We start from the raw sequence: 22,877 nt of genomic DNA, 5'->3' as shown, positions 1-22,877 counted from the left end.
ACGACGGTGCTTACGGGCAATATAACAACCGGCGAAAACCGCAAGAAGTTCACCGTACCGCCGCAGAAAGTTACGGTGGGATCGGAGAACGGGAAGATATTTTGGTACATTTCCGCTACCGGTTTGTTGAAAGCGGAAGTTGAGGATCTTGAAACGTTGAAAGAAGCAATCGATGCCGCACCCGCCGATGATAAGCCTTTTATTATAAAGCTGGCGGGTACTATCGACGACCTTCAAACGGTTCAAATACCGGGACATAAAAAGATTATGCTAAAGGCGGATACAGCGGTAACCTTAACATGTCCTCAGAAGTGGAACGACTATAAACACTTACATGTAAAAGAACATGCCTCATTAACATTAAAAGGGCTGATAAAACTGCAAGGCGCTGCGTACGGAAGGAATAGTCAATACGCGCTTTATGTAGAAACCGGAGGCACGGCAGAAATCAAAAATGGCGTAACAATTACCGAGTTTAAAAATTCCTGGTTTACAAACGGGGGTGACCATGACGGAAAATGTCCTGTTTTTGTAGACGGAACACTTACCATGTCAGGCGGAACAATTACCAAGAATAAAGCAAATACTGACGGCAAGGCGGTGATGCTTCAGCATTATTTTAACTGGGCTGGCGGCGAGATCAAAGACAACCAAGAAGGCTCCGGCTCGGTAATTGGAGACAGTGGTGGCTATTTTCAAAACAACTGCCATGGTACGGCAACCTAAGGGGGGATTCCTTGGAGGCAACCGTATCAAAAGTATTTTAGTGCGGTTGCCTCCCTGCTGTGCGGAATTTTACACAAAATTCCGCACAGTTTTTTCCAGCAGAGGGGAAAACGTATCAGGCTGTTTTATCATATCTGCCATAGATGGTGGTAATACTAGTCAGCAGCAATACGGCTGCAAGAAGGATTAGGAATGAGTTTCGTCTAGAGCGTCTACCTCGTCTGTGGTTAGGCCGGAAATTTTACAAATATCCACAAGCGGATAGCCCATAGTAAGCATTGTTTTTGCCGTTTCAAGCTTTGCTTGACGGGAACCCTCTGAGCGACCTCTTGCTTCACCTTCTGCAAGCCCCATATCAAAACTTTCTTCCCGTTGTACTGCTATGTCGGTATCATAATCATACTCACCTATTAACATGTTCAGAACCTCCTTCGATTTCCGTTGTAAATATTCCCGTAAAATATCGTTTTGTATACATTCTTTGATTGCTTTTTCAAACCCATGTTCCTTATCAACAGCAATATTGCGGCGTACGGCATCAACAAACAAGCTGTATTGTTTCAGCGGCTTGCAGCGCTCAAGTATTTCACTTGCTTTATCATAATTGATATTAACCACTTTTACGGATAATTCAAGGGCATATTCATTATGTTTTTGAGTGAATGAATCAGATAGTTTTAAGAGCGAATCACCGCGATATGGTTCTTTTCCGTTATAAAAGACATAAAACTCCGGTGTTGGAATAGCTAACTGTTTACGGCTATACTTTTCTTTTGACTTATAAAACTGTTCGTATAAGCGAGCAATATATTCAAGGCATCTGATTGGCATATTGGGATTTATGGTCGACTGATGTTCTGCCAGCACGATAATCTTATTGTCAACGAGATACGATACATCGTTAGCGAAACTCATATAGAGTACTTGTTTAAGCCGTATGTTTTTCAAAATAGTGGTAGATTGGTAATCAGTACCGTGCAGCGCGTTATATAGCGATAAAAAATTAGCTTTCGCGGTTTTGTCTGTACTGAATAGGTCGACAAAGACAGAATCTTTGTATCGGCGATTACGTTTTTTCATAGTATGTTCCTCCATAGGCATATATAACTACTTATAGAGCACGGATGAAGAAATGGCTAACAAAATGGGGATAATTCATCATTTTTTTGATAAAAACTGAAACTGAGGGGGAAAACAATTCAGAATTATGAATTACTCATTATCAATTACAAATTGACAATGTGATTGTTGATAAATCAAAGGCGTTTGCGTTGAAGGTCATCGCCTTGTACAAAAAGCTTTGCGATACGAACCGTGAGTTTGTTATGTCAAAACAGCTTTTAAAAAGCGGAACGAGCATCGGAGCAAACATTAAAGAAGCCCAGCAAGGACAAAGCAAGGCAGACTTTTATGCAAAGCTCTATATCTCGCTCAAAGAGGCAAGCGAAACGGAATATTGGCTAGAGCTTTTACACGAAAGCGGATATATCGGTGAAGAAGAGTTTTCTGCAATCTACCAAGACTGCCAAGAAATTATCAAGCTCCTCGTCGCTATAACGAAACACAGGAGAAATGGGTAATTGGTAATATAATGGATAATGGATAATTATCAATTTAATGTGTCTACTAATACTTGGCAAGTTTCATCGGCTGTCGACTTAATTACAAATTACTCATTATGAATTACAAATTGCTTCGACCTCTGCTTGTGTAAGACCGGTTGCTTGCGCTATCTTTTCCCGAGAAAGCCCGAATTGCAGAAGATTTTTTGCCGTTTCAAGCGCTTTTTGGTGGGAACCCTCTGAGCGACCGCGTGCTTCACCTTCGGCGAGGCCGAGTGATTTACCGCGTTCGATCCCTGCCTTGAACTGCACTTCAGAAATAGTTGCTATGTCGCTTTTTAGCTTCATTCTCGATTCATAGAGCTTGCGTTCTTCAGGCTTCAAACTGAGTATATCGATTTTCTCATTCAACATCTGCAATACCGGTGAAGTTGTTGGTAACATAGTTCTCACCTCCTTGTCGTCTTTTGAAAATATACGGCGCATCTGCGTTGTCGCTACACCGAAATAAATGCTCAACGTATACCCGATACGTCTCCGCTTTATTTCGGCTAGCTTCTAGCACCTGCATCGTCTATTTTCAAAAGGGTGAATTCTGGTAAGCTGTAACCAGTTTAGCAGCTTTTCTTGCTTTTTGGTAGTGATAGTTTGCCGTATTTCAGTTCCTTTTACTGCCGACAAGTTGAGGAAATGTATCTCCAGTAAGTCAGTAAGTGGCTGCTGTGTTTTTTGCTCCAGTATACTATAGGTAGAATGTATTTCACTATTGAGCTTAAAACCTTGTGAGATCAGATTAATAGCAATGCATCTTGTAAGACTGGTATACGGTTCCCCTTCTTTAAAGCCTTCAATGTACATTTTAGACCAATAGAATAGTGTTCGAGGAATAAATTCGGCAGACCAAGAGTTTTGTATTTCAATGTCTATGGTCGTGCTGTCTTTTAATCGAAGCTTAACATCGAGAATACCGGTCTTATCGGTTATCTCATCTTTGGTAAGTTCCTTGTCCAGCAATTCAAGGTCTGCAATCATACCACTGGGCATATCCAGTACGCATTCAAGAAAGTCCTGCAAGCAGGCTTTATTTTCTTCCGAACCGAGCAAGAGCTTGAATAAATAATCGTTTTTAAGTGTTAATCTATAGGTGTCTTCCATTTTCGCCTCCATACCCTTTATATAAAGCACGGATACAAAAATGGCTAACAAAATGGGGATAATTCATCGTTTTTTGATAAAAACTGAAACTGAGGGAAAAACAATTCAGAATTATGAATCACACATTATCCATTACAAATTAAGAATAAGCTTTGCGATACGAACCGTGAGTTTGTTATGTCAAAACAGCTTTTAAAAAGTGGAACGAGCATCGGAGCAAACATTAAAGAAGCTCAGCAAGGACAAAGCAAGGCAGACTTCGGGAACCGCGGGATTTGCCCTCTGAGCGCCCCATATCAAAACTTTCTTCCCGTTGTACTACAAGGAAAGGCATTCTAAACGGTTGATATACCGCTGCCTATTTCTATCTTTATGTTATGCAGGAAAAAATTGTGAAGAAAGTAGAATTATATTCAGAAAAAGTTATAATAGCAAACAGGAGATATCATGGGAATTTTGAAGAACACATTCGGTAAAAAAAATAAAAAAATGGACACTCAAGCACCGCTCATTTTATCTATGCCAATGTTTAAAGGTGATAGCGGGTATTCATTGGAGAAAGTTATCGAGGATTTAAAATCATATTGGGGACTTACGGTTGATCAGATAGAGGGTGATGATACTACCGCTTCATTTGAAATCGGCGAAGAACGTGTAGTCATTGCGTTGATGCCTGCACCGATACCCGCTGAGGAATTTGAATCCATGTACAGCTATTCTTACCTTTGGAAAGATGCGGAGAAAGAGGTAAAAAAACATACACAGCATGCAATAGTTTCACTTTTAGCCGGCAATACCTCGGCAGTGGAAAGGTACTCTTTATTAACTAAAGTGAATGCTTCTATTTTGAGAACGTGTGAAACGGCAATAGGGGTATATCAAGGTGCATCGACACTGTTACTTCAGAAAAATCTTTATCTTGATTTTGCTCATTTTTTATTGGAGGATATGTTACCGATTCAGCTGTGGGTGTATATCGGGATTATCAATGGAGATGAGAAAAGCAGTGTTTATACATACGGGATGAAAGAGTTCGGTAAATCCGAAATAGAAATAATCGATGCACATATGAAAGGCAGTGAAGTATATGATTTTCTATTATCTATCCTTGAGTACGTTTTACGGCAAGATGTAACGCTGCACCACGGAGAAACCATAGGATTTACCGAAGAACAGAAAATTAAAATCACAGAATCGGAGGCAATTTATTTGGATGGCACATCATTAAAGATAGAATTATAGATTGCACGCAAGATGTCCGAGGTATCCTCCGCTGTTGTATCATATTTATAAACCCTTTCTAACAATGAGCTTATAAAATTACTCCATTCTTTTACGATGACCCATGAAGATATTCGGAAGAAGAAGATTGCAGTATCCGTATCTGCAATACGGAAATTGCGTCAGCTGTAGAAGCTGAAATGATGAAATAAATACCGTTTAATGAGCACCGCTTTAAGCTAAGCTTGCCGCTCACTCTCCCCGCTACCTCCCCTCAAAAAACGCCTTCACTTTCTCAATGACAGCCTCCGACCAGCCGCCGCTCCACACCAACTTTCCGCCATCCATAAAAATGAGATAATTACAACAGGAAGTAATTAACTCAGGATCATGGCTGATGATGAACACGGTTTTGCCTGCGCGGGCGAGGCGTGCGATGCTTCCCGCAACTTCCCGCATGTGTGCGTAGTCAAGGCCGCTGGTCGGCTCGTCAAAAATAAGGAACTCCTTATCGGCAGCAATTGCGCTTGCGACGGCAAGACGCTGCTTTTGTCCGCCCGATAATGCCATCGGATGCACTTCCTTAAATTCCGAAAGATTCATCGCATCCAAAATATCAAGCGCTTTTTGCCGAGCTTTTTGACGCGCCGCTTCGTCACTTCCGTCACCTGAATCCATACTCAACAAGACTTCTTCGATAACGCTTTCCGTAAAAAGTTGATGGTTAACATCCTGCATCACCATATAGGACTTTTTCAGCCGCGCCTTTGCCGTGTAGGATTTTCCGTTATCGTTCAACACCCCCTTCGCCTGTTTTTCAAGCCCGCAGATAACCCGCGCCAAAGTCGATTTTCCTGCGCCGTTAAACCCAAGCACACCCGTAACCGCACCGGAAGGAACCTTCAGCTCCGGTATATCGAGAACGCGCTTTTTCCCGTAAGAAAACGCAAGACCGGAAAACGTAACATACCGCTCAAATATCGGCGGCTTTTCGACAGAGGTATCTTCAAACACCGGCGGCTCTTCGGCAGGAGCACATTCGGATGCCGGTGGCCTCTCGACAGAGGCACAGTCAAATGCCGGAGACTTTTCGGCGGGGGCACATTCAAAGATTCCTTCAAGGATTCCTCCGGTTTGACATGCACGGATACATCCCGGAGTGTATTCCATTGCTTTTTGCGAACGCAAACCTTTCCGATGCAGCGCTTCCGTGTCCACCTTCAGAAATTCCGCTATCGGAAAATCCTTGATAATCCGCCCGTTTTCCATATAGATCACGCAGTCGGCTATCTCCATCAGATAGTATAGGCGGTGCTCGGCAATAACGACCGTCTTTCCCTGCTCCTTCCATTTCCGTATTACCGCCTTCAAATTGGCAATGGAGCGGAGATCAAGGTTGGAAGAAGGCTCATCCAAGACGAATATGGCAGGCTGCATCGCCGCCGCGGAAGCACACGCTATTTTTTGCTTTTCTCCGCCTGAAAGCGCAAACAGGTTTCTATCCAAAAGGTCAGCCATATCAAGGTCTCTGCTTACCTGCCCGATGCGGCGGTACATTTCTTCCCGCGGAACACCGGTATTTTCGCAGCCGAAAGCGATTTCACTCGTGGAATCCAAGCTAAAAAACTGAGAGCGCGGATTTTGAAACACCGACCCGACTTTTTGCGAAAGCTCATACAGCGTTACGGACGCCGAATCCTTCCCGTCGATAAGTACCTGCCCTTCCAGCGTCCCCGCGTAATACGCCGGAGCAAGCCCGTTAATCAGGCGGGTAATCGTCGTCTTACCGCAGCCCGACAGCCCACATAGCAGCACCACCTGTCCCGCCGGGATTTGTAAGTCGATGCCGTACACTCCCGCGCTCCGCTCCGCGTTATGATAGGTAAAAGTTACATTTTTTAACTCAATCATCTTATCATCCTCTAATCTGCATCATTTTCCATATCATTGTCTAATCTGTGTTGCGCCCCAATCATCCCCCGATGCGTAACACCGTACAGACAAGCAGCGCAGCCGCGATAACGACAATGCCTGCATCGTATATGCCAAAGTGCAGCTCAACAAGGCATGTCCGCTTTTTCAATCCCCCTAAGCCTCTCGTCAAAGCCGCCGCCGATAACTCTTCACCGATTTTGGCAATCGACATCATCAGCGGAATCAGCCGGTACTCCAGCATCATCGCAGGATTCCGCCAAAACCGCGGCGTACCGAACCCGATCTCCCGCATCCGCATCGCACTGCCGATTGAACGGTTTTCTTCTCCCAACGTAGGAATAAACCGGAACACAACGGATATGGGAATAATCAGCGCATCAGGCACATGCCACCGGCTCATCGCCGCGATAAACTCATTCGGTTTTGTCGATTCGATAATATAGTAGCCGAACATAAACACCGGAAAAAACCGGAAAATCAGCTCGCTTAAAAGCCCCCACAGCATCGCCGCAAGGTACGGAAGCGCCCCCGCCATGTTCGACAGCTTAACCGCAGCCGCCAGCGCAAAAAGCCCACCGTAAATCAGCGCCGGCCGGTATTGACGGTTCAGAAAAAGCAGGCTAATGGGAATAAGCACAATCACCATATTCAGCATACTCTGCTCTTCCACAAAGAATATCAGCGTTGCAAGAAAAAACATAAACAGCACCTTAGTGCGGGGATCGATGTGCACCCCCTTTGCCCGCAGCGGTCTATACGGCTCAAAATCTTCCATTATACAATCCTTTATATAACCCTTATCTAACACCATGCAGCACCGGCAGCATCTATACGCACCTATACAATACCGGCTCTTTCAAAATGCTTTGTCAACATCCGCCTTCCAAGCAGCGCTCCGAGCAGTGAAGAGACAAACAGAATACCGATTGCCGCAAATCCCATCCACGGCGGCATAAACTTTTGCAGCCCCGCAACGTATTGATCACCCATTGAGCGCCGCACCTGTTCCATATACGTTGCGGCAAAAAGCCACATCGGCGCCTGACAGCTTATCATCGCGCAAGAGAAAAGCCAGTAGCCAAGCACACTCGCCTTAAAACTCTTGTATTTGCCCGCTTTCAGCACAAGGTCGGCAATCACCCCCATCACGCAATAGCTTATAATAGGAAGATACGTGTATCCCATCAGATACCAAAATATCCCTAAAATAACGCTCATAATAAAGACCATCCCGAACTTATCCGCCTTTGTCAAAAACAGCATAAACGGAATCCCCGTCGCAATCGGCACAATCACATACAAAAACGGATACAGAACCGGAATTGCATTTATCATCCCGACAACAAAAAAAATAACCAGATACATCGCCGTATAGATTCCGACATTTATCAGATCCTTCGCCGACAACTTGCTGCTTTGCATACGCAAACCTCCATTAAATTATTAAGCACCCTGATTTTTCAGAGTCCTTTGTGATAACATTGATAGCACACTTTGTTATCTTTTCTTCAAAAAAATAAATCGTCTCAAGCCGACCTTTGTCTTCTTTTTTCTCTTTTGGGCGGCTTTTTGCGCTGTTTTAACTATTTCAGCGACAGAAGTTAAAACAGCGCAAAAACCGGTCTCCGGCTCCAATCTTTTTTCCGTTACTGCATTATTGAAGGCAGGTTTTTCCGCTTCCGCTCCAAAACTGCCACATATCTGAAAACAAACGGAAAAAAGGATATCCGCCTTCGCCCGTGCCGCTGTTCAGCAGATGCCGTCCATGGCATCTGCTGAACGTGAGTTTGCGTACCACAAACTCACTATTGGTTAACACCATGGACGTCCCTGTCCGTTCTGAATGTACGTCCATATACATGCTCATCGTCGAGTTTACTTACACTCGCAAAACCTTCCGCCAGCCGGCAGAAAAAAATTCGGCAAGGGTATGCACAACTTCAAGCGCTTCGTCTTGTGTGTAATCATGCAAAACCGTTTCAAAAATACAAGAAAAATAGGAATGGATAAGCATGTGCAGTTTTTTCCCATCAATCCGGCTGTATTTGATATGCTTTTTATCCAAAAATTCGTACATACGGTGTGTATTTTGTAGCTCCCTTTCAACCAGCCGGTCGGTAAAATCGATATACGGTGTTCCATCCGCGCAGCACAAAAGGAGTTTGAACTCATCAAAATGCGCGTAAACGATGCGGACAAATGCTTCTATCGTCTCTGCCGAAATTGCCCAAATGTCTTCTATATTTTCCGAACTGAGGCAGTCAAAGCATTCATCTGCAGCTGTTTCATATGTATCTTGGATACTATTGACGGCAGGTTCCACAAGCGCCGAAAAGAGCGCTTCTTTGTCCTTAAAATGACGGTAAAACGCACCGGTCGTTACGCCCGCCTCACCACACAAATCCCGCAGGTTTGTACGTTCATAACCATTCCGCAAAAACATCTTTTTGCCGCTTTCTAAAATCCTTGTGTGGGTAACCTCGAAACTTCCGCTCGCCATATCCGTATTGGGAACCTCTAAAAACATAGGTTAGATTTTTAGAGATGTCCTGCTCTTCTTGATAACTTTGTTAGCATTGTATGACAATGAGACAGATGTGTCAATGGAAAGCGGCAGAGATACACGGAACTCAATTTTTGCCTAATACGGCTAATAACTCGTACTGGACTATTCCAGCAGAAAAACCGGAGCGGAGCCAACAGCAAACTCGCTATTCCGCAGGGTAGTTATGTAAGCTTAGACGGGAAAAGTTTAAGAGCAGCGGAGAAAAAGAATCAGGCATAGAACCGTTACAGCTGTTGCATGCCTACATCCATCAATTGGGAGTCGTGATCGGGCAGATGGGATGCAGCGGAAAACTTAGCAATAATCAGAAGAATTATCTATAACAGGATCAAGATACTCTCAGGGGTGGAAACCATAAGCATGGGAAAACGTGCTTGTATCTATGACGATGAGTTTAGAGCTGAAATCCTGTTTTCATGCTGAAGACTTATTTTTTTTAAATAAATATCTAAAAAAAATTAAAATCTTGTGATATAATGAAAAAGTCCCGCAAGATGCGGGACTGTAGTCAAATGACTTCGGCATTTAGCCTTATTGTGATTTGATTTCTGCGTTCACTATAACATTGCCTGCGATGTTTTGCAAGCATTAGACAGCACAAATTTTTAAAAATGAGGATTTTATGAAAACTCTCGGACTTGATATAGGAACAAATTCTATCGGATGGGGAATTGTCGACGAAACGGCAAACAAAATAGAAGGCTGCGGCGTGTACATTTTCCCCGAAGGCGTAAAAAAAGAGAAGGGAAACGAAAGTTCAAAAGCTGCGGAGCGGACAAATTTCCGCCTTGCCCGGAGATTAAAATTCAGAAGGAAACTTAGAAAATGCGAAACATTAAAAGTCCTTATCAAAAACAAAATGTGTCCGCTTACTATGGAAGAACTCGAAAAATGGCGGAAGCAGAAAGTCTATCCTGTTTCGCAGGATTTTTTAAACTGGTACCGGACGGACGAGCTGAAAAACTGGGAGCCGTATTTTCTGCGGAAAAAATGTGCGGAACAAAAAGCCGGACCGTATGAAATCGGGCGCGCCGTGTACCATCTTGCACAACGACGGGGATTTTTGAGCAACAGAAAGGAATCCACAAAAGCATCGGATGGAAAAGTCTCAAAAAGCATAGACGAACTTTCTTCCCTTATGGACGGAAGAACTCTCGGTCAGTATTTTTATGGATTAAAACAATCAGGCGAAAAAGTACGCGGAAAATACACATCAAGAAAAGAACACTACGAAAAAGAATTCAATAAAATCTGTGAAGTTCAGGAAATTTTGCCGGAATTAAAAGACGATTTATACAGGGCAATCTTTTTTCAGAGAAAGCTGAAGTCCCAGAAATTTCTTGTGGGAAAATGCACTTTTGAACGAAACAAGCCCCGCGCTCCAATCTCTCATTTTGAATTTGAAGAATTCAGGATGCTTTCGTTCATAAATTCCATAAAAATTGCAAAAAACTCCAGCGAAGATGAAAACTGCGGTTTTGAATTTCTTACGGAAGAAGAAAAAGAACTTATAAAGCCCCTGTTTTTCAGGATTTCAAAGCCTTCATTTCAGTTTGCGGATATCGAAAAAAAATTAAAAGGCAAGAACGGTTTTTGGAAATTCAACTACAGAAAGGACACTAACGTTTCAGGCTGCCCCGTTTCTGCAGGATTAAAAAATATTTTCGGCGATGAAGCTTCAGCTGAAAGCTGGAAAGACAAAAAAGTCGGACAATACGATATGTGCGACATCTGGCACGTTCTTTTTGATTTCGACGATGAAGAAAAACTGCTGGAATTTGCAAAACGAAAACTTTTTCTGAGCGATGAAGCGGCAAAAAAATTCTGCGCAATCCGAATCCAGCAGGGCTACGCAAATTTAAGCCTCAAGGCAATCCGTAAAATAACTCCTTTTTTACGGAAAGGCTATATCTATTCTACTGCAGTTTTTCTTGCAAACATACCGTTCATGATCGGGCGGGATATATTTTTGCAGAATGAAAAAGAAATTGAAGATTCGGTAAAGAATATCATCGGAACGCTCAGAGACAAAAATAATATAATCGTTCTTGCAAACCGCTGCATCGAATCCGCATTTAAAGATAAGGATAATGATTTCAGGTTTGAAGAATGGGACAAAGCACTCGTGGAAAACTCTGCATGGGATTTGTTCGGAAAAAAAAAGTGGAATGAATATGACGAAGAAAAACGTAAAACCATAATTTCACAGGTTTCCGAAAAAGTTGAGGACAATCTGAAAATCGCCGTAGGGAAAAACCCGAACGACTACAAATATCCGCTTTTGCGCACAGGCGACTTGATTATGGACTATCTGAATCAAAAAGGATTCGTCGTAAAAGGAGAGCTTTATCACCCGAGCGATACGGATTACAATTTTGAAACGCCGGTTCCGGCAGAAGACGGAAAAATATATCTTGCATCGCCTCGTTCTCCGAGCGTAAAAAATCCAGTAGTGATGAGGGCATTGCATCAACTCCGGAAACTTGTAAATTATCTTATAAAAACAGGAAAAATAGACAGCACAACAAAAATAAATGTTGAACTTGCAAACGATGTAAACGACAAAAATCAGCGGAAGGCTATCGAAGAACTTGCAAAAACCAACGAAAAAAATAATGCGGATGCAAGGAAGAAAATAGAAGAGCTTTGCAACGAGGCAGGATTTAAAGTCGTTCCGACGGAATCGGACATCAAAAAATTCAGGCTCTGGAAAGAACAGAATGAAACATGCCCTTACACGGGAAAGCATATAAGCTTTACGGATTTATTCGGTCCGATTCCCAAATTTGACTTTGAGCATACAATCCCCAGAAGTCTGTCTTATGATGACTCTCTTGAAAACCTCACGCTATGCGACAGCGAATTCAACCGGAATATAAAAAAACAGAGACTTCCTTCTGAATTGCCGGATTTTGAAGAGATAAACAAGCGGTTTCTCAAATTTTATGAAGACAAAATAGACAACTGCCTGAGAATAATTGAACTCAACTCAAAAAGCGGAGGCTCATACGAAGAGCCTGCCGTGAAAGATTTAAGAATCGTAAAAAAGCACAAAGCTCAATACGAACTTAACTATTACAAAGAAAAATTACGGCGTTTTTCCTCAACGGAAATTACGTCAGGCTTCAAACACAGCCAGCTTAATGACACCCGCATCATCACAAAATTTTCCCTTTCGTATTTAAAGGGCGTTTTTGACCATGTTCAGCCTGTAAAAGGTTCTATGACCGACACATTTAAAAGGCAATGGGGTTTGATGGAGCGAAATGAAATAAAAGACCGTTCAAACCACACTCACCACACGGTAGATGCTTTGACGATAGCATGTATAAATCGGGGAAAATTTAATTTATTGTCGGAGGCTATTAAAAACAGTTCCGACGGGAAGCACTTGAAATTCCCAAAACCATGGGAGACATTCGACACCGACGTTTTGAACGCCGTTCGATATATAATCCCGAAATATTTTTCAGATGAAAACTCATTGAGACAGTCAAAGAAAATCCTTAGAGGCAGGGATGGAAAACCCGTCCTGAAAGACGGAAAAACAGTCTTTATTCAGGGGGCGACCGCACGAGGTTCTTTGCATAAAGACACATTCTACGGATGCATCAAAACCGTTCCCGAAGAAGGCGGAAAATCCGAGATGATATTTGTGCAGAGGATTCCGGTTGCAACGCTGGACGAAAAGGTTGCGGAAAAAATCATCGACAAGCGAATCAGAGAAACTTTTGAAAATAATCTTTCAAACGGAATACAGACACTTCAGGAGATCCAAACTGACGGAATTCTGCTTCCGTTTAAAAAAGAAGGAAGAGATGTTTTTGTAAAACGAGTGAGAATAAAGGCAAAGCCGACTTCGCCGATCATTTTGAAAAAACACCATAATGTGATTAACAAAAATCCGAAAGACTACAAACAAAACTATTATGTCGTAAACGACGAAAATTATCTGCTTGCCATTTACAGAGGAAAAGACGCAAAAGGAAAGGATGTTTCAGATCACAAAATTTGCAATTTACTTGACGCTGTAAAAAGCAGACAAAACCGGACGGAACTCTATCCTGATTTTAAAGAGAAAAAAGGCATAAATCTTCAGTTATATAAGGTCTTAAAAGTCGGAAAAATAGTAATTCTGCAAGACGACATTCAGGAAGATGTGTTCGCATTACCGAAAGAAAAACTCTGGAAGCGGATGTACAGGATTGCCGGGCTTGCGGCTTCAGGTAATGATATTCAAATAAAACTAGTACACATTATAAGTGCAAGACCTTGGGAATACATGAAAGGAGAAAGAGATTTGAATGCAGGCATAGAATGTCTTCTTTATGGAACAGCCAATTTTAAAGGGCTTCTCGAAGGACAGGACTTTACAGTTTCGCCTGCAGGAGAAATCATACAAAAAGCAAGAGTGTGCTAAAGGTTTAATCTTTCCGGACAGGAATATAAAACTTTGCTTATGTAGGAATCTCACGACAAAAAGAGCCCGGAGGATTCTTGCACAATAAGATTACAAGAACTCTTCCGGAAAATATCAACGCTAGAACCATCCGCCCGAAAATAAAACTAAACATACCGGGTTTTTAATCCGATAGTTAAAATATGATTAAACGAACACTGTTTTTCTCACATGCTGTTTGTTTAAGCGTAAAGCACAAGCAGCTTGTCATTTTCAGTAAAGAAACTCAGGAAGAAACCTTAGTCCCCATCGAGGACATAGGTTTTGTGATTGTCGAAAATGAGCGTGTCTCGCTGACAATTCCTTTGATAAACGAACTTACAGAAAATAATTGCGCGCTTATTTTTTGCAATGAAAAGCATATGCCCTTTTCAATGACAATGCCGCTTGATTGCAATGAAATCCAGTCTCAACTTTTTTCCGCCCAGATAAACGCAAAACTTCCCGTCAAAAAGAAATGCTGGAAGCAGGTTGTGGAATACAAGATAAAAAATCAGGGACTTCTTCTTAAAAAATATGATCTGGATTTTGCAAGACTTGCCGATTTTTCAAAACGTGTAAAAAGCGGCGATTCGACGAACATGGAAAGTCAGGCGGCAAAATTTTATTGGGACAATCTTTTCGGAAAAAACTGGTGCCGCAATCGTTTCGGAGAGTTTCCGAACAATTATTTAAATTACGGATATGCAATTTTGAGAGCCGCAACTGCACGGGCACTGGCCGGCTCGGGTCTTCTTCCCGCACTCGGAATTCACCATCACAACAAGTATAACGCATATTGCCTTGCGGACGATCTGATGGAGCCTTACAGACCTTTTATCGATGATGAAGTTATAGAATACATCTCGACAAATCCCGATGAGAAGGAACTTGGACTGGAATTCAAAAAGAAAATTTTGAAAGTCCTTACACGCGACGTAAAAATGAACAACCTGACCAGACCGATGATGGCCGCCCTTTCAATGACAAGTGCTTCGCTGGCAGATGCTCTTTCAAACGAATCTGAAAAGCTGAAACTGCCGGATTTTGTATGATATGAGTTTTGACCGGATAAACGCCTATAAGATAATGTGGATTTTCTGTATGTTCGATTTACCGACAAACACAAAGCCTCAGCGCAAACGAGCGGGCGAGTTCCGTAAAAGACTGCTGGAAGACGGCTTTGAAATGATGCAGTTCAGCGTTTACAAAAGATTTTGCGGAAGCAGAGAGTCGTGTGAAGTTCACGAAAACCGAATAAAAAAATGGCTTCCAAGAGAAGGAACCGTAAGCATCTTGAAATTTACGGACAGACAGTTCGGCGAAATTTTGACATTTATAGGTAAAAGTCCGCAAAAGAAAGAAAAAGCACCGCAACAACTTCAATTGTTCTGATGCCGGATATGAAAAACCGAAGAAAGAACCGGCTGCAAGTAAAAAAACAAAGAAAAGTATCGGAAAAGGTAACTTTTCCCTATTTTTTTTACACTGCAAACCAATCTAAATCTTTGCATAATATGGTCTTACAAAACTCATATTATTTTACATCAAAAATAGAAATCAAACCACAACCGCTTGCAACATCTTTAGTCCAATATTGGAATTATTTTACATCAAAAATAGAAATCAAACCACAACAGTGTTCGCGTGTTTGTGCGTTCATTAGTGATTATTTTACATCAAAAATAGAAATCAAACCACAACCTTTGGAGTTCCCATATTCTCGTAGTATATATTATTTTACATCAAAAATAGAAATCAAACCACAACTGTTTTTATTGGTGAAAATGATATGAAATTATTATTTTACATCAAAAATAGAAATCAAACCACAACCCTGAATTAGCTCATCATATTCGGCTTTGCATTATTTTACATCAAAAATAGAAATCAAACCACAACTGTTTTTGATAAAGTAAGTTGGTTTGTTTCATTATTTTACATCAAAAATAGAAATCAAACCACAACTCGTACCGCAGTACGCTCCCCCATACGTGATTATTTTACATCAAAAATAGAAATCAAACCACAACTCGGACATATCGGTTATCTGCGATAATTGATTATTTTACATCAAAAATAGAAATCAAACCACAACCCCCCGTCATTGCGACCGCCCAGTCAGATAATTATTTTACATCAAAAATAGAAATCAAACCACAACGACAGTGTGTCTTTGACGAAAAATATTATTATTTTACATCAAAAATAGAAATCAAACCACAACTCCATCAAACAGTACAAACGGCACGTATAATTATTTTACATCAAAAATAGAAATCAAACCACAACCATCACGCATCACTATGATGAGACCACTCATTATTTTACATCAAAAATAGAAATCAAACCACAACTTCGGGTATGAGCGAGCGAAAAGACGGGGAATTATTTTACATCAAAAATAGAAATCAAACCACAACAATCCACTGCACTTCATCCGGCATTATATATTATTTTACATCAAAAATAGAAATCAAACCACAACATCGTTCCTTGCCGGGTTGGAAGAATGCGGATTATTTTACATCAAAAATAGAAATCAAACCACAACCGTTCAATAGTATATGTGTTCTGTGTTTTGATTATTTTACATCAAAAATAGAAATCAAACCACAACTATGTCGTGCTGATTAAAGATAAACTTGTAATTATTTTACATCAAAAATAGAAATCAAACCACAACTTAAGTTTATCGGAACCGAAAAGATGTCTAATTATTTTACATCAAAAATAGAAATCAAACCACAACTATCGGGGGTAAAGCGAGTATTCGTTGCTGATTATTTTACATCAAAAATAGAAATCAAACCACAACCATGTTGCGCATTTTACACCATCTTGTGTAATTATTTTACATCAAAAATAGAAATCAAACCACAACAAATGCAACAGCAATACGCCCGCTCCCCGCATTATTTTACATCAAAAATAGAAATCAAACCACAACCATGTTGCGCATTTTACACCATCTTGTGTAATTATTTTACATCAAAAATAGAAATCAAACCACAACAAATGCAACAGCAATACGCCCGCTCCCCGCATTATTTTACATCAAAAATAGAAATCAAACCACAACTAAGCGCTTTCCTATACTTAAAAAGCTCGTATTATTTTACATCAAAAATAGAAATCAAACCACAACAGACATCCTTTTCGGGGTCGAAGTTATCCGATTATTTTACATCAAAAATAGAAATCAAACCACAACTCCTTTTTTGCAAATATAAATAATCGCAGAATTATTTTACATCAAAAATAGAAATCAAACCACAACTTTCCCAGTCTGCTAACCGTATCCAGTCGTATTATTTTACATCAAAAATAGAAATCAAACCACAACTTCAATTGTAATGCTTTTCATTCCGTAATATTATTTTACATCAAAAATAGAAATCAAACCACAACTCCGCATTGATGTAGGTTCTAACTGCATCATTATTTTACATCAAAAATAGAAATCAAACCACAACGAGACATCGATACCAGTATCATCACTATTATTATTTTACATCAAAAATAGAAATCAAACCACAACAAAATACCATACGATGTTTCACTGTCGAGATTATTTTACTGGAGTGATATAATAAAAGTGCAGTGCCAAAATTGCCGAAAAAGAGAGGAGGAAAGGCAATGAAAAGGTACGATCAAAATTTCAAAACCGAGGCATTGAAGCTATCGGACGACATCGGAGTTAAGAAGGCGTGTGAACAGCTTAACGTAAACTACGGAACATTGGCAGGCTGGAGGAAACAGCGGGTAAAGAAAAACAAGAAAGAAAAGAACGCTGATGGTGATATTCAGAAAGAGAACAGCAGGCTCAGAAAAGAAATAGCCGAGCTTAAAAATGCGAATGAGATTCTCAAGGACGCACTCACTTTTTTCATTCAAGACCGGAAGAAATAGAAAACGGAGATATGTTTGTTTACATCCACTGCCGTGCCGATGAAAAGAAGTTTTCAGCACGGATGATGTGCACTGTTCTTCCGGTTAGTGAAAGCGGTTTTTATAAATGGAAACGGAACAGAGGAAAGCTGAAAGCATGGCAGAAGCTGCTCGCTGAAATGCATAAAATTCTTGATGAGGATGAAGAAAACAGAAACTACGGCGTCAGGCGTATGCAGATAGCGCTTGAGCAACGAGGAATCAAACGTTCATTATCGACGGTAAGGCGTGTAATGGCACGGGGAAATCTGCTGCATGAAGACAGAAGAAGTCCTGACGGTCTTACAAAAGCCAACAAAAAGGCGATGAGACCGCAGAATATCATCAAACAAGACTTTAGTGCACAAGAACCTTTGAGAAAATTGCTGACGGATATAACTCAGATACCGTGCAAGGACGGAAAGCTGTACGTATCACCTCTTTTTGACTGCTATAATGGAGAGATCATTTCTCTTGTAATGGATACGAATATGAAAAAGGAACTGTGTATAAAAACAATAACGGAGGCATACAAGAATTTTGATATACAAAGTGGAGCGATAATTCATAGTGACTGTGGAAGCCAGTATACAAGCGGCGAATACAAAAAGACGCTCGGACAGCTGCATGCTGTCCAGAGTATGAGCGGAGTTGGAAAATGCTGGGATAATGCCCGGATGGAAAGCTGGTTTGCGACGCTGAAAAAGGAAAAGCTCTATCAGCTTGATACGACAAAACTCACTGTTGAGGAAGTCAAGACGATCGTCTGGAGATACACGTTTGCCTATTACAACACGAAACGTATCACGACGGTAAATCCGGACGGTTTGCCGCCAGTCGCATACAGGGAAAAGACTGCATCTAAAAAAGATGCTGCTTAAATACATTTGGGATGTTTAGGCACTGTACTAATATTGACTATTCCAAGTGGCTATTTTTTCTATGAAAGAGGTACTCCATTATGTCCGATAATCATCTATAAAATACTCCCGAATCTTTTTAATTTCCTCTGTTAAATCCGGTTGACACTGATGTTAAATTATACTATCTTTATTTTAGCGACGGATGCGTCGCTAATTGTTTTGATTGAAGGTAGATGACAGAGTTTATGTGTGCAATAAAAAGACTTCCTGCAGATGTCCGCAAAAAGGAAATCAGGGAGGAGGCAAAAAAGGTGTTTTTAAAAAAAGGATTTACCGATACCAGTATGGAAGATGTTATCGCCGCAACCGGTATGAGTAAGGGCGGAGTTTACCGTCACTATAAAAGCACATCGGAAATGCTCTATGACCTTATGCTCGACGGTAATGAATACCGCTCCGATCTTTCCGAAGATTTTATGCGCAGCCATCCTTCCGCTTCACCCGAAGATATCGCAATCGAAATTACCCTTATGAAAATGCTTGACCCTAACGAGTATAAATCCTTATATGCCATGTTTTTAATGGAAGCGGAAAAAAATGAAACGCTTAAAAAATTACGCGATGAACTGATAAAAGAATCGGCAAAGGAATTACGCTCGTTTTTACATGAACACGACCTCGATAAACTCATTCCCTTAACAAGTGAAACCGGCATCGCTTTTCTCAATGCCGTCATCGTATCATGCGAAGTACTATCGGTTGGTACAGTCTTTAGAAAAAACAAAGATTTTTTTAGAAACATCATTCGTCATTATTTGGGCAGAGGAGAATCACAATGAACCTGATAAAAAAACACATCGGTAAGCACAAGGGGATGTATGCAGCTTCCATATTTTGCGCCTTGCTTGAGGTTGCTATGGGGCTTATTACATACATCATTTTAGCGGGAGCAGTCGCCGCTCTTATCGGAGGCAGTAAAGACCTGCGCTTTTACACAAAGGCAGCAGGCAGTATTTTGCTCTGTTTTATATTAAAAGAAATCTTTGCGTCGGTTTCCACATCAATATCGCACAGAGCAACATTTTCGGCATTGAAGGATATGCGCAAAGACATTGCAGATAAGATGTTTAAAATGCCCTTAGGTGATATTCTCAATATATCATCGGGTAAACTTAAAAACATTCTCGTCGAACAAGTCGATTCAATGGAAACAACATTGGCACACCTCGTTCCGGAAATGACGGCAAACATTGTAGGCCCGCTCATTCTGTTAGTATATATGTTTCTCTTGGATTGGAGACTCGGCGCTCTTTCTCTTGTGCCGCTTGTTATCGGTATGATGTTTATGAAGACGACAATGAAATCCTACGGAACAAACTATGCCGAATCGGTAAAAATAAATCAAGGAATGAATAGCGCCGTAGTTGAATACATCAACGGTATCGAAGTTATTAAAACTTTTAATCAAAATGACGCGTCATATAAAAAATACAGCGATGCGGTTTACAATAATGCTGACTTTTATTATAGATGGATGAAGCAATGTATGGTCGGTGTTTCGGCATACCGAACTATCTGTCCGATGATGCTCTTAACGATTTTGCCTTTCGGCATATTCTTTTATTTACATAATTCCATTACATCCGTGCACCTTATTACCATCATTATTCTGTCATTCGGTACCATCGAAAACATCATTGCGGCAACGAATGCTTTGGACGACCTTGCGCGGATAAACACCATCACCGGAGAAATAAACGGAATATTGGAATCAAAAGAATTGGCTCATACGGAAAAACGGGCAGCGATTTCCGATTATACCATCGAATTTAAAAATGTTGATTTTTCATACACGGACGATAAAAAAATATTGAGCGGCTTGAATCTTTTATTAAAAGAAAAACACATTACCGCTATTGTCGGGCCGTCGGGTTCGGGAAAGTCTACCATCATCAGATTGATTGCAGGCTTTTGGGATACAACGGCAGGACAGCTCAGTATCGGCGGGACGGATATAAAAGATATTCCGCTTGAGCAGCTTTCGGAAATTATTTCCTATGTATCGCAGGATAACTATTTATTCGATATGTCCATACGCGAAAATATCAGAATAGGAAGACCCGATGCGAGCGATGAAGAAGTTGAAAGCATTGCAAAAAAATCGGGCTGTGATGAGTTTATACGAAAACTTGCACACGGTTACGACACGGTAAGCGGACAAGGCGGAAGCCGTCTTTCAGGCGGAGAAAAACAGCGAATCTCCATCGCCCGCGCTATGCTCAAAAATGCCCCGATTGTTATCCTTGACGAAGCGACGGCATATATGGACACCGAAAACGAAAGCCTTATGCAAAAAGCTATCGGCAGTTTGGTGCAAGGTAAAACTCTTATTGTGGTTGCTCATCGATTACGAACCGTTGTCAATGCAGATACCATCGTTGTAATCGAAAACGGCAGTGTGGAAAGTACCGGCACGCACACCGAGCTTTTGGAAAAATCGGCGCTGTACCGCAGCATGTGGGAAGCAGCCATTAAGGGAGAAGAATAATGATAAGTGTTTTTAAAAAGATTATCCGCTTTGCAGAAAAAGAGCGGACAAATATACGAAAATCAATTATTGCAGGTTTTATGAATGCGGTTTTTAACGCATTGCAGTTTGCGGCGATTTATTATGTATTGGTGAAAATCTTTGATACTACAAACGGAAAAACAATTGAAACAAAAGATATTGCGGTAACGCTCGGTATTTTACTGCTAAGTCTTGCAGGAAAGATGATTACCAAATATCTTTCTCAGCTGCAGCAAACCCATGCCGGTTATTTTATGGCAGCAGACAAAAGAATTGAAGTCGGCGAAAAACTGAAAAAAGTTCCGATGGGCTTTTTTAGCGACTTTAGTTTAGGAAAACTTACCACACTGAGTACGACTACTTTGAGCCTTATCGAAGCGCAGGTGCCTTTGCTTTTGGTTTTAATGCTCGGCGGTTTATTGAATACGAATATTTTTATAGTGAGCCTTTTCTTTTTTAACGTAAGAATAGGACTAATTGCAGCAGCCGGTATGGCGGGATTTTTTATCGTTACCGCTTGTATGGAAAAACGCTCGCGTAATAATGCTCATCAAATCCACGAAGCGCAGCAAGATTTAACCAAACAGGTGCTTACCACGGTGCAGGGAATGTCCGTTATAAAATCCTATAATCTTTCAGGAGAGAATAATAAAGAATTGCATAATGCTTTTGACGACAACTGCCGCATTACGATGGGACTTGAAAAAACAATGACACCGTACATTGCTGCGCAGCGTATCGTTATCGGAGCGGCAATAAGTTTTATGGTGTATTATTCCCTTATGCTCTATTTAAAAGGAGCCATGCTTTTGCCCGATGCGATTATGTCGATGATTGCAAGTTTTATCATTTTTGAAGGCTTAAAAGGCGCAGGTAGTTTAATGGCTATTTTGAGGATTACGGAAAACGCTATCGACAGTTTAAACTATCTTGAAACAATGCCTGAAATACATACGGGAGAAACAATTCAGACAGCGGTGCATACTTCCGGCAATGCAAAAACGGAAATCGAATTTAAAAACGTATCGTTCAGCTATGATGAAAAAAATATTCTTAGCAATGTTTCCTGCAAGATGCATGAGCGTGAAATTACCGCTATTGTCGGCCCGTCAGGTTCGGGCAAAACGACGCTCTGTAATTTGATTGCACGCTTTTGGGATGTGCAAAGCGGCACTATCACTATCGGCGGAGTTGATATCAAAGATGTAAGTTTGGAAACTTTGATGAGCAAAATCAGTATGGTATTTCAAAATGTCTATCTTTTTGAAGACACTATCGAAAACAATATTAAATTCGGAAAGCCGGAAGCAAGCCGCGAACAGGTTATTGAGGCGGCAAAAAAAGCAATGTGCCATGACTTTATCGAATCATTGCCGAACGGTTATGACACGCTTATCGGTGAAGGAGGTACTTCGTTATCGGGCGGGGAAAAGCAAAGGCTTTCCATTGCCAGAGCTATTTTAAAAGATGCCCCCATCATTATTTTTGATGAAGCAACAGCAAATATCGACCCCGAAAACGAAGATAAACTGCGCCTTGCTATCGAAGCTCTGACGGAAAACAAAACCATCATTATGATTGCGCACCGCCTGAAAACCATCCGCAATGCCGACAGGATTTTGGTACTCAACGGTGGAGTCATCGAACAAAGCGGCACCCATGAAGAACTCATGGCACAAGGCGGTCTTTACAAAAAACTCATTACCGCAAAAAATGAATCTGCAGGATGGAAGTTGTCTAAGAATGTACTTCCTTGTACATTCTTAGACGACGAGTTTTGAGCAAAGCTCAAAACATCGCTATCTCTTGGAACCACCGCCATCCGTGGCGCTTCTGTAATACGCCCAAGGATGGGTGGTATAATATAAAAAGAGAAATAATCCATTCTAATTTTAATGTAGAAAAGAATGAA

Annotated in this window: 20 protein-coding genes, 1 pseudogene and 1 CRISPR repeat array; of the genes and pseudogenes, 12 read left to right on the top strand and 9 right to left on the bottom strand. The window is 41.1% G+C overall.

What is annotated here, in order from left to right; translation table 11 throughout:
- The first annotated feature begins 6 nt into the window (after positions 1-6).
- Complete coding sequence (locus E4N66_RS05600; RefSeq protein ID WP_253729291.1) at positions 7-726, top strand: hypothetical protein; 720 nt, start codon at positions 7-9, stop codon at positions 724-726.
- A gap of 186 nt (positions 727-912) precedes the next feature.
- Here E4N66_RS05600 and E4N66_RS05595 read toward each other — a convergent pair whose 3' ends face one another.
- Positions 913-1,806 carry an Rpn family recombination-promoting nuclease/putative transposase gene (locus E4N66_RS05595; RefSeq protein WP_253672360.1) on the bottom strand — a complete coding sequence of 298 codons (894 nt, stop codon included), beginning with the start codon at positions 1,804-1,806 and terminating at the stop codon, positions 913-915.
- A gap of 161 nt (positions 1,807-1,967) precedes the next feature.
- On the opposite strand from E4N66_RS05595, the gene E4N66_RS05590 reads away from it, so the two are divergent.
- A complete protein-coding gene (locus E4N66_RS05590; RefSeq protein WP_253729290.1) occupies positions 1,968-2,306 on the top strand; it encodes a four helix bundle protein in 339 nt (112 codons plus the stop codon).
- A 96-nt stretch (positions 2,307-2,402) separates the two neighbouring features.
- Here the strand turns inward: E4N66_RS05590 and E4N66_RS05585 are convergent, their stop codons facing one another.
- Both E4N66_RS05585 and E4N66_RS05580 read right to left on the bottom strand, forming a co-directional pair.
- Positions 2,403-2,732, bottom strand: coding sequence for a hypothetical protein (locus tag E4N66_RS05585; RefSeq protein WP_253729289.1), 330 nt, complete (start codon positions 2,730-2,732; stop codon positions 2,403-2,405).
- A gap of 114 nt (positions 2,733-2,846) precedes the next feature.
- Positions 2,847-3,443: an Rpn family recombination-promoting nuclease/putative transposase gene (locus E4N66_RS05580; protein WP_253729288.1), complete on the bottom strand. Its 597-nt coding sequence runs from the start codon at positions 3,441-3,443 to the stop codon at positions 2,847-2,849.
- Positions 3,444-3,620: 177 nt separating this feature from the next.
- Between E4N66_RS05580 and E4N66_RS05575 the strand changes: the two are divergent.
- A pseudogene (locus tag E4N66_RS05575) lies at positions 3,621-3,704 on the top strand (four helix bundle protein); the annotation flags it as partial.
- 186 nt (positions 3,705-3,890) lie between these two features.
- On the top strand, positions 3,891-4,685 hold the full coding sequence (locus E4N66_RS05570) for a DUF4261 domain-containing protein (RefSeq protein WP_081984438.1): 795 nt from the start codon (positions 3,891-3,893) through the stop codon (positions 4,683-4,685).
- A gap of 91 nt (positions 4,686-4,776) precedes the next feature.
- Here the strand turns inward: E4N66_RS05570 and E4N66_RS05565 are convergent, their stop codons facing one another.
- From E4N66_RS05565 to E4N66_RS05540, 6 genes are all read right to left on the bottom strand, one after another.
- A complete protein-coding gene (locus tag E4N66_RS05565) occupies positions 4,777-4,920 on the bottom strand; it encodes a hypothetical protein (RefSeq protein WP_253729287.1) in 144 nt (47 codons plus the stop codon).
- Between the two features lie 8 nt (positions 4,921-4,928).
- Positions 4,929-6,575, bottom strand: a complete 1,647-nt coding sequence (locus E4N66_RS05560; RefSeq protein WP_253729286.1) for an ABC transporter ATP-binding protein — start codon at positions 6,573-6,575, stop codon at positions 4,929-4,931.
- Positions 6,576-6,636: 61 nt separating this feature from the next.
- The gene (locus E4N66_RS05555; RefSeq protein ID WP_253729285.1) at positions 6,637-7,374 is read right to left on the bottom strand and encodes an energy-coupling factor transporter transmembrane component T; all 738 of its coding nucleotides are present in this window, start codon (positions 7,372-7,374) and stop codon (positions 6,637-6,639) included.
- Between the two features lie 62 nt (positions 7,375-7,436).
- Positions 7,437-8,021 (bottom strand): MptD family putative ECF transporter S component, encoded by a 585-nt coding sequence (locus tag E4N66_RS05550; protein WP_253729284.1) that lies wholly within the window; start codon positions 8,019-8,021, stop codon positions 7,437-7,439.
- A 232-nt stretch (positions 8,022-8,253) separates the two neighbouring features.
- Positions 8,254-8,454, bottom strand: coding sequence for a hypothetical protein (locus E4N66_RS05545; RefSeq protein WP_253729283.1), 201 nt, complete (start codon positions 8,452-8,454; stop codon positions 8,254-8,256).
- A 24-nt stretch (positions 8,455-8,478) separates the two neighbouring features.
- Complete coding sequence (locus E4N66_RS05540) at positions 8,479-9,126, bottom strand: TetR/AcrR family transcriptional regulator (protein ID WP_253729282.1); 648 nt, start codon at positions 9,124-9,126, stop codon at positions 8,479-8,481.
- 661 nt (positions 9,127-9,787) lie between these two features.
- Here E4N66_RS05540 and cas9 point away from each other — a divergent pair.
- The 8 genes from cas9 (at position 9,788) to E4N66_RS05500 (ending at position 22,746) form a co-directional block, all read left to right on the top strand.
- Positions 9,788-13,585 carry a type II CRISPR RNA-guided endonuclease Cas9 gene (cas9, locus tag E4N66_RS05535; protein ID WP_253729281.1) on the top strand — a complete coding sequence of 1,266 codons (3,798 nt, stop codon included), beginning with the start codon at positions 9,788-9,790 and terminating at the stop codon, positions 13,583-13,585.
- A 182-nt stretch (positions 13,586-13,767) separates the two neighbouring features.
- A complete protein-coding gene (gene cas1 / locus E4N66_RS05530) occupies positions 13,768-14,658 on the top strand; it encodes a type II CRISPR-associated endonuclease Cas1 (RefSeq protein ID WP_253729280.1) in 891 nt (296 codons plus the stop codon).
- A gap of 1 nt (position 14,659) precedes the next feature.
- The gene (cas2, locus tag E4N66_RS05525; RefSeq protein ID WP_253729279.1) at positions 14,660-14,998 is read left to right on the top strand and encodes a CRISPR-associated endonuclease Cas2; all 339 of its coding nucleotides are present in this window, start codon (positions 14,660-14,662) and stop codon (positions 14,996-14,998) included.
- A 141-nt stretch (positions 14,999-15,139) separates the two neighbouring features.
- Positions 15,140-17,209: direct repeats of the CRISPR family, unit length 36 nt; unit sequence ATTATTTTACATCAAAAATAGAAATCAAACCACAAC.
- Between the two features lie 33 nt (positions 17,210-17,242).
- Positions 17,243-17,515, top strand: a complete 273-nt coding sequence (locus E4N66_RS05520; RefSeq protein ID WP_253729278.1) for a transposase — start codon at positions 17,243-17,245, stop codon at positions 17,513-17,515.
- Between the two features lie 11 nt (positions 17,516-17,526).
- A complete protein-coding gene (locus E4N66_RS05515; protein ID WP_253729277.1) occupies positions 17,527-18,414 on the top strand; it encodes an IS3 family transposase in 888 nt (295 codons plus the stop codon).
- Between the two features lie 293 nt (positions 18,415-18,707).
- Positions 18,708-19,235 carry a TetR/AcrR family transcriptional regulator gene (locus E4N66_RS05510; protein ID WP_253729276.1) on the top strand — a complete coding sequence of 176 codons (528 nt, stop codon included), beginning with the start codon at positions 18,708-18,710 and terminating at the stop codon, positions 19,233-19,235.
- A complete protein-coding gene (locus E4N66_RS05505) occupies positions 19,232-20,944 on the top strand; it encodes an ABC transporter ATP-binding protein (RefSeq protein WP_253729275.1) in 1,713 nt (570 codons plus the stop codon). Before E4N66_RS05510 ends, E4N66_RS05505 begins: the two co-directional genes overlap by 4 nt.
- Complete coding sequence (locus E4N66_RS05500; RefSeq protein ID WP_253729274.1) at positions 20,944-22,746, top strand: ABC transporter ATP-binding protein; 1,803 nt, start codon at positions 20,944-20,946, stop codon at positions 22,744-22,746. Before E4N66_RS05505 ends, E4N66_RS05500 begins: the two co-directional genes overlap by 1 nt.
- Positions 22,747-22,877 lie beyond the last annotated feature (131 nt).

Origin of the sequence: Treponema sp. OMZ 857 (genome assembly GCF_024181085.1) — a bacterium.
Taxonomy (GTDB): Bacteria; Spirochaetota; Spirochaetia; order Treponematales; family Treponemataceae; genus Treponema.
This window is presented reverse-complemented; position numbering and strand designations above follow the sequence as displayed.

Coding starts and splice junctions, on each gene's coding strand:
- E4N66_RS05595 (WP_253672360.1), bottom strand. CDS start 1,806: ATGAAAAAACGTAATCGCCGATACAAAGATTCTGTCTTTGTCGACCTA.
- E4N66_RS05585 (WP_253729289.1), bottom strand. CDS start 2,732: ATGTTACCAACAACTTCACCGGTATTGCAGATGTTGAATGAGAAAATC.
- E4N66_RS05580 (WP_253729288.1), bottom strand. CDS start 3,443: ATGGAAGACACCTATAGATTAACACTTAAAAACGATTATTTATTCAAG.
- E4N66_RS05570 (WP_081984438.1), top strand. CDS start 3,891: ATGGGAATTTTGAAGAACACATTCGGTAAAAAAAATAAAAAAATGGAC.
- E4N66_RS05560 (WP_253729286.1), bottom strand. CDS start 6,575: ATGATTGAGTTAAAAAATGTAACTTTTACCTATCATAACGCGGAGCGG.
- E4N66_RS05555 (WP_253729285.1), bottom strand. CDS start 7,374: ATGGAAGATTTTGAGCCGTATAGACCGCTGCGGGCAAAGGGGGTGCAC.
- E4N66_RS05550 (WP_253729284.1), bottom strand. CDS start 8,021: ATGCAAAGCAGCAAGTTGTCGGCGAAGGATCTGATAAATGTCGGAATC.
- E4N66_RS05545 (WP_253729283.1), bottom strand. CDS start 8,454: ATGGACGTACATTCAGAACGGACAGGGACGTCCATGGTGTTAACCAAT.
- E4N66_RS05540 (WP_253729282.1), bottom strand. CDS start 9,126: ATGTTTTTAGAGGTTCCCAATACGGATATGGCGAGCGGAAGTTTCGAG.
- cas9 (WP_253729281.1), top strand. CDS start 9,788: ATGAAAACTCTCGGACTTGATATAGGAACAAATTCTATCGGATGGGGA.
- cas1 (WP_253729280.1), top strand. CDS start 13,768: ATGATTAAACGAACACTGTTTTTCTCACATGCTGTTTGTTTAAGCGTA.
- cas2 (WP_253729279.1), top strand. CDS start 14,660: ATGAGTTTTGACCGGATAAACGCCTATAAGATAATGTGGATTTTCTGT.
- E4N66_RS05520 (WP_253729278.1), top strand. CDS start 17,243: ATGAAAAGGTACGATCAAAATTTCAAAACCGAGGCATTGAAGCTATCG.
- E4N66_RS05515 (WP_253729277.1), top strand. CDS start 17,527: ATGTTTGTTTACATCCACTGCCGTGCCGATGAAAAGAAGTTTTCAGCA.
- E4N66_RS05505 (WP_253729275.1), top strand. CDS start 19,232: ATGAACCTGATAAAAAAACACATCGGTAAGCACAAGGGGATGTATGCA.
- E4N66_RS05500 (WP_253729274.1), top strand. CDS start 20,944: ATGATAAGTGTTTTTAAAAAGATTATCCGCTTTGCAGAAAAAGAGCGG.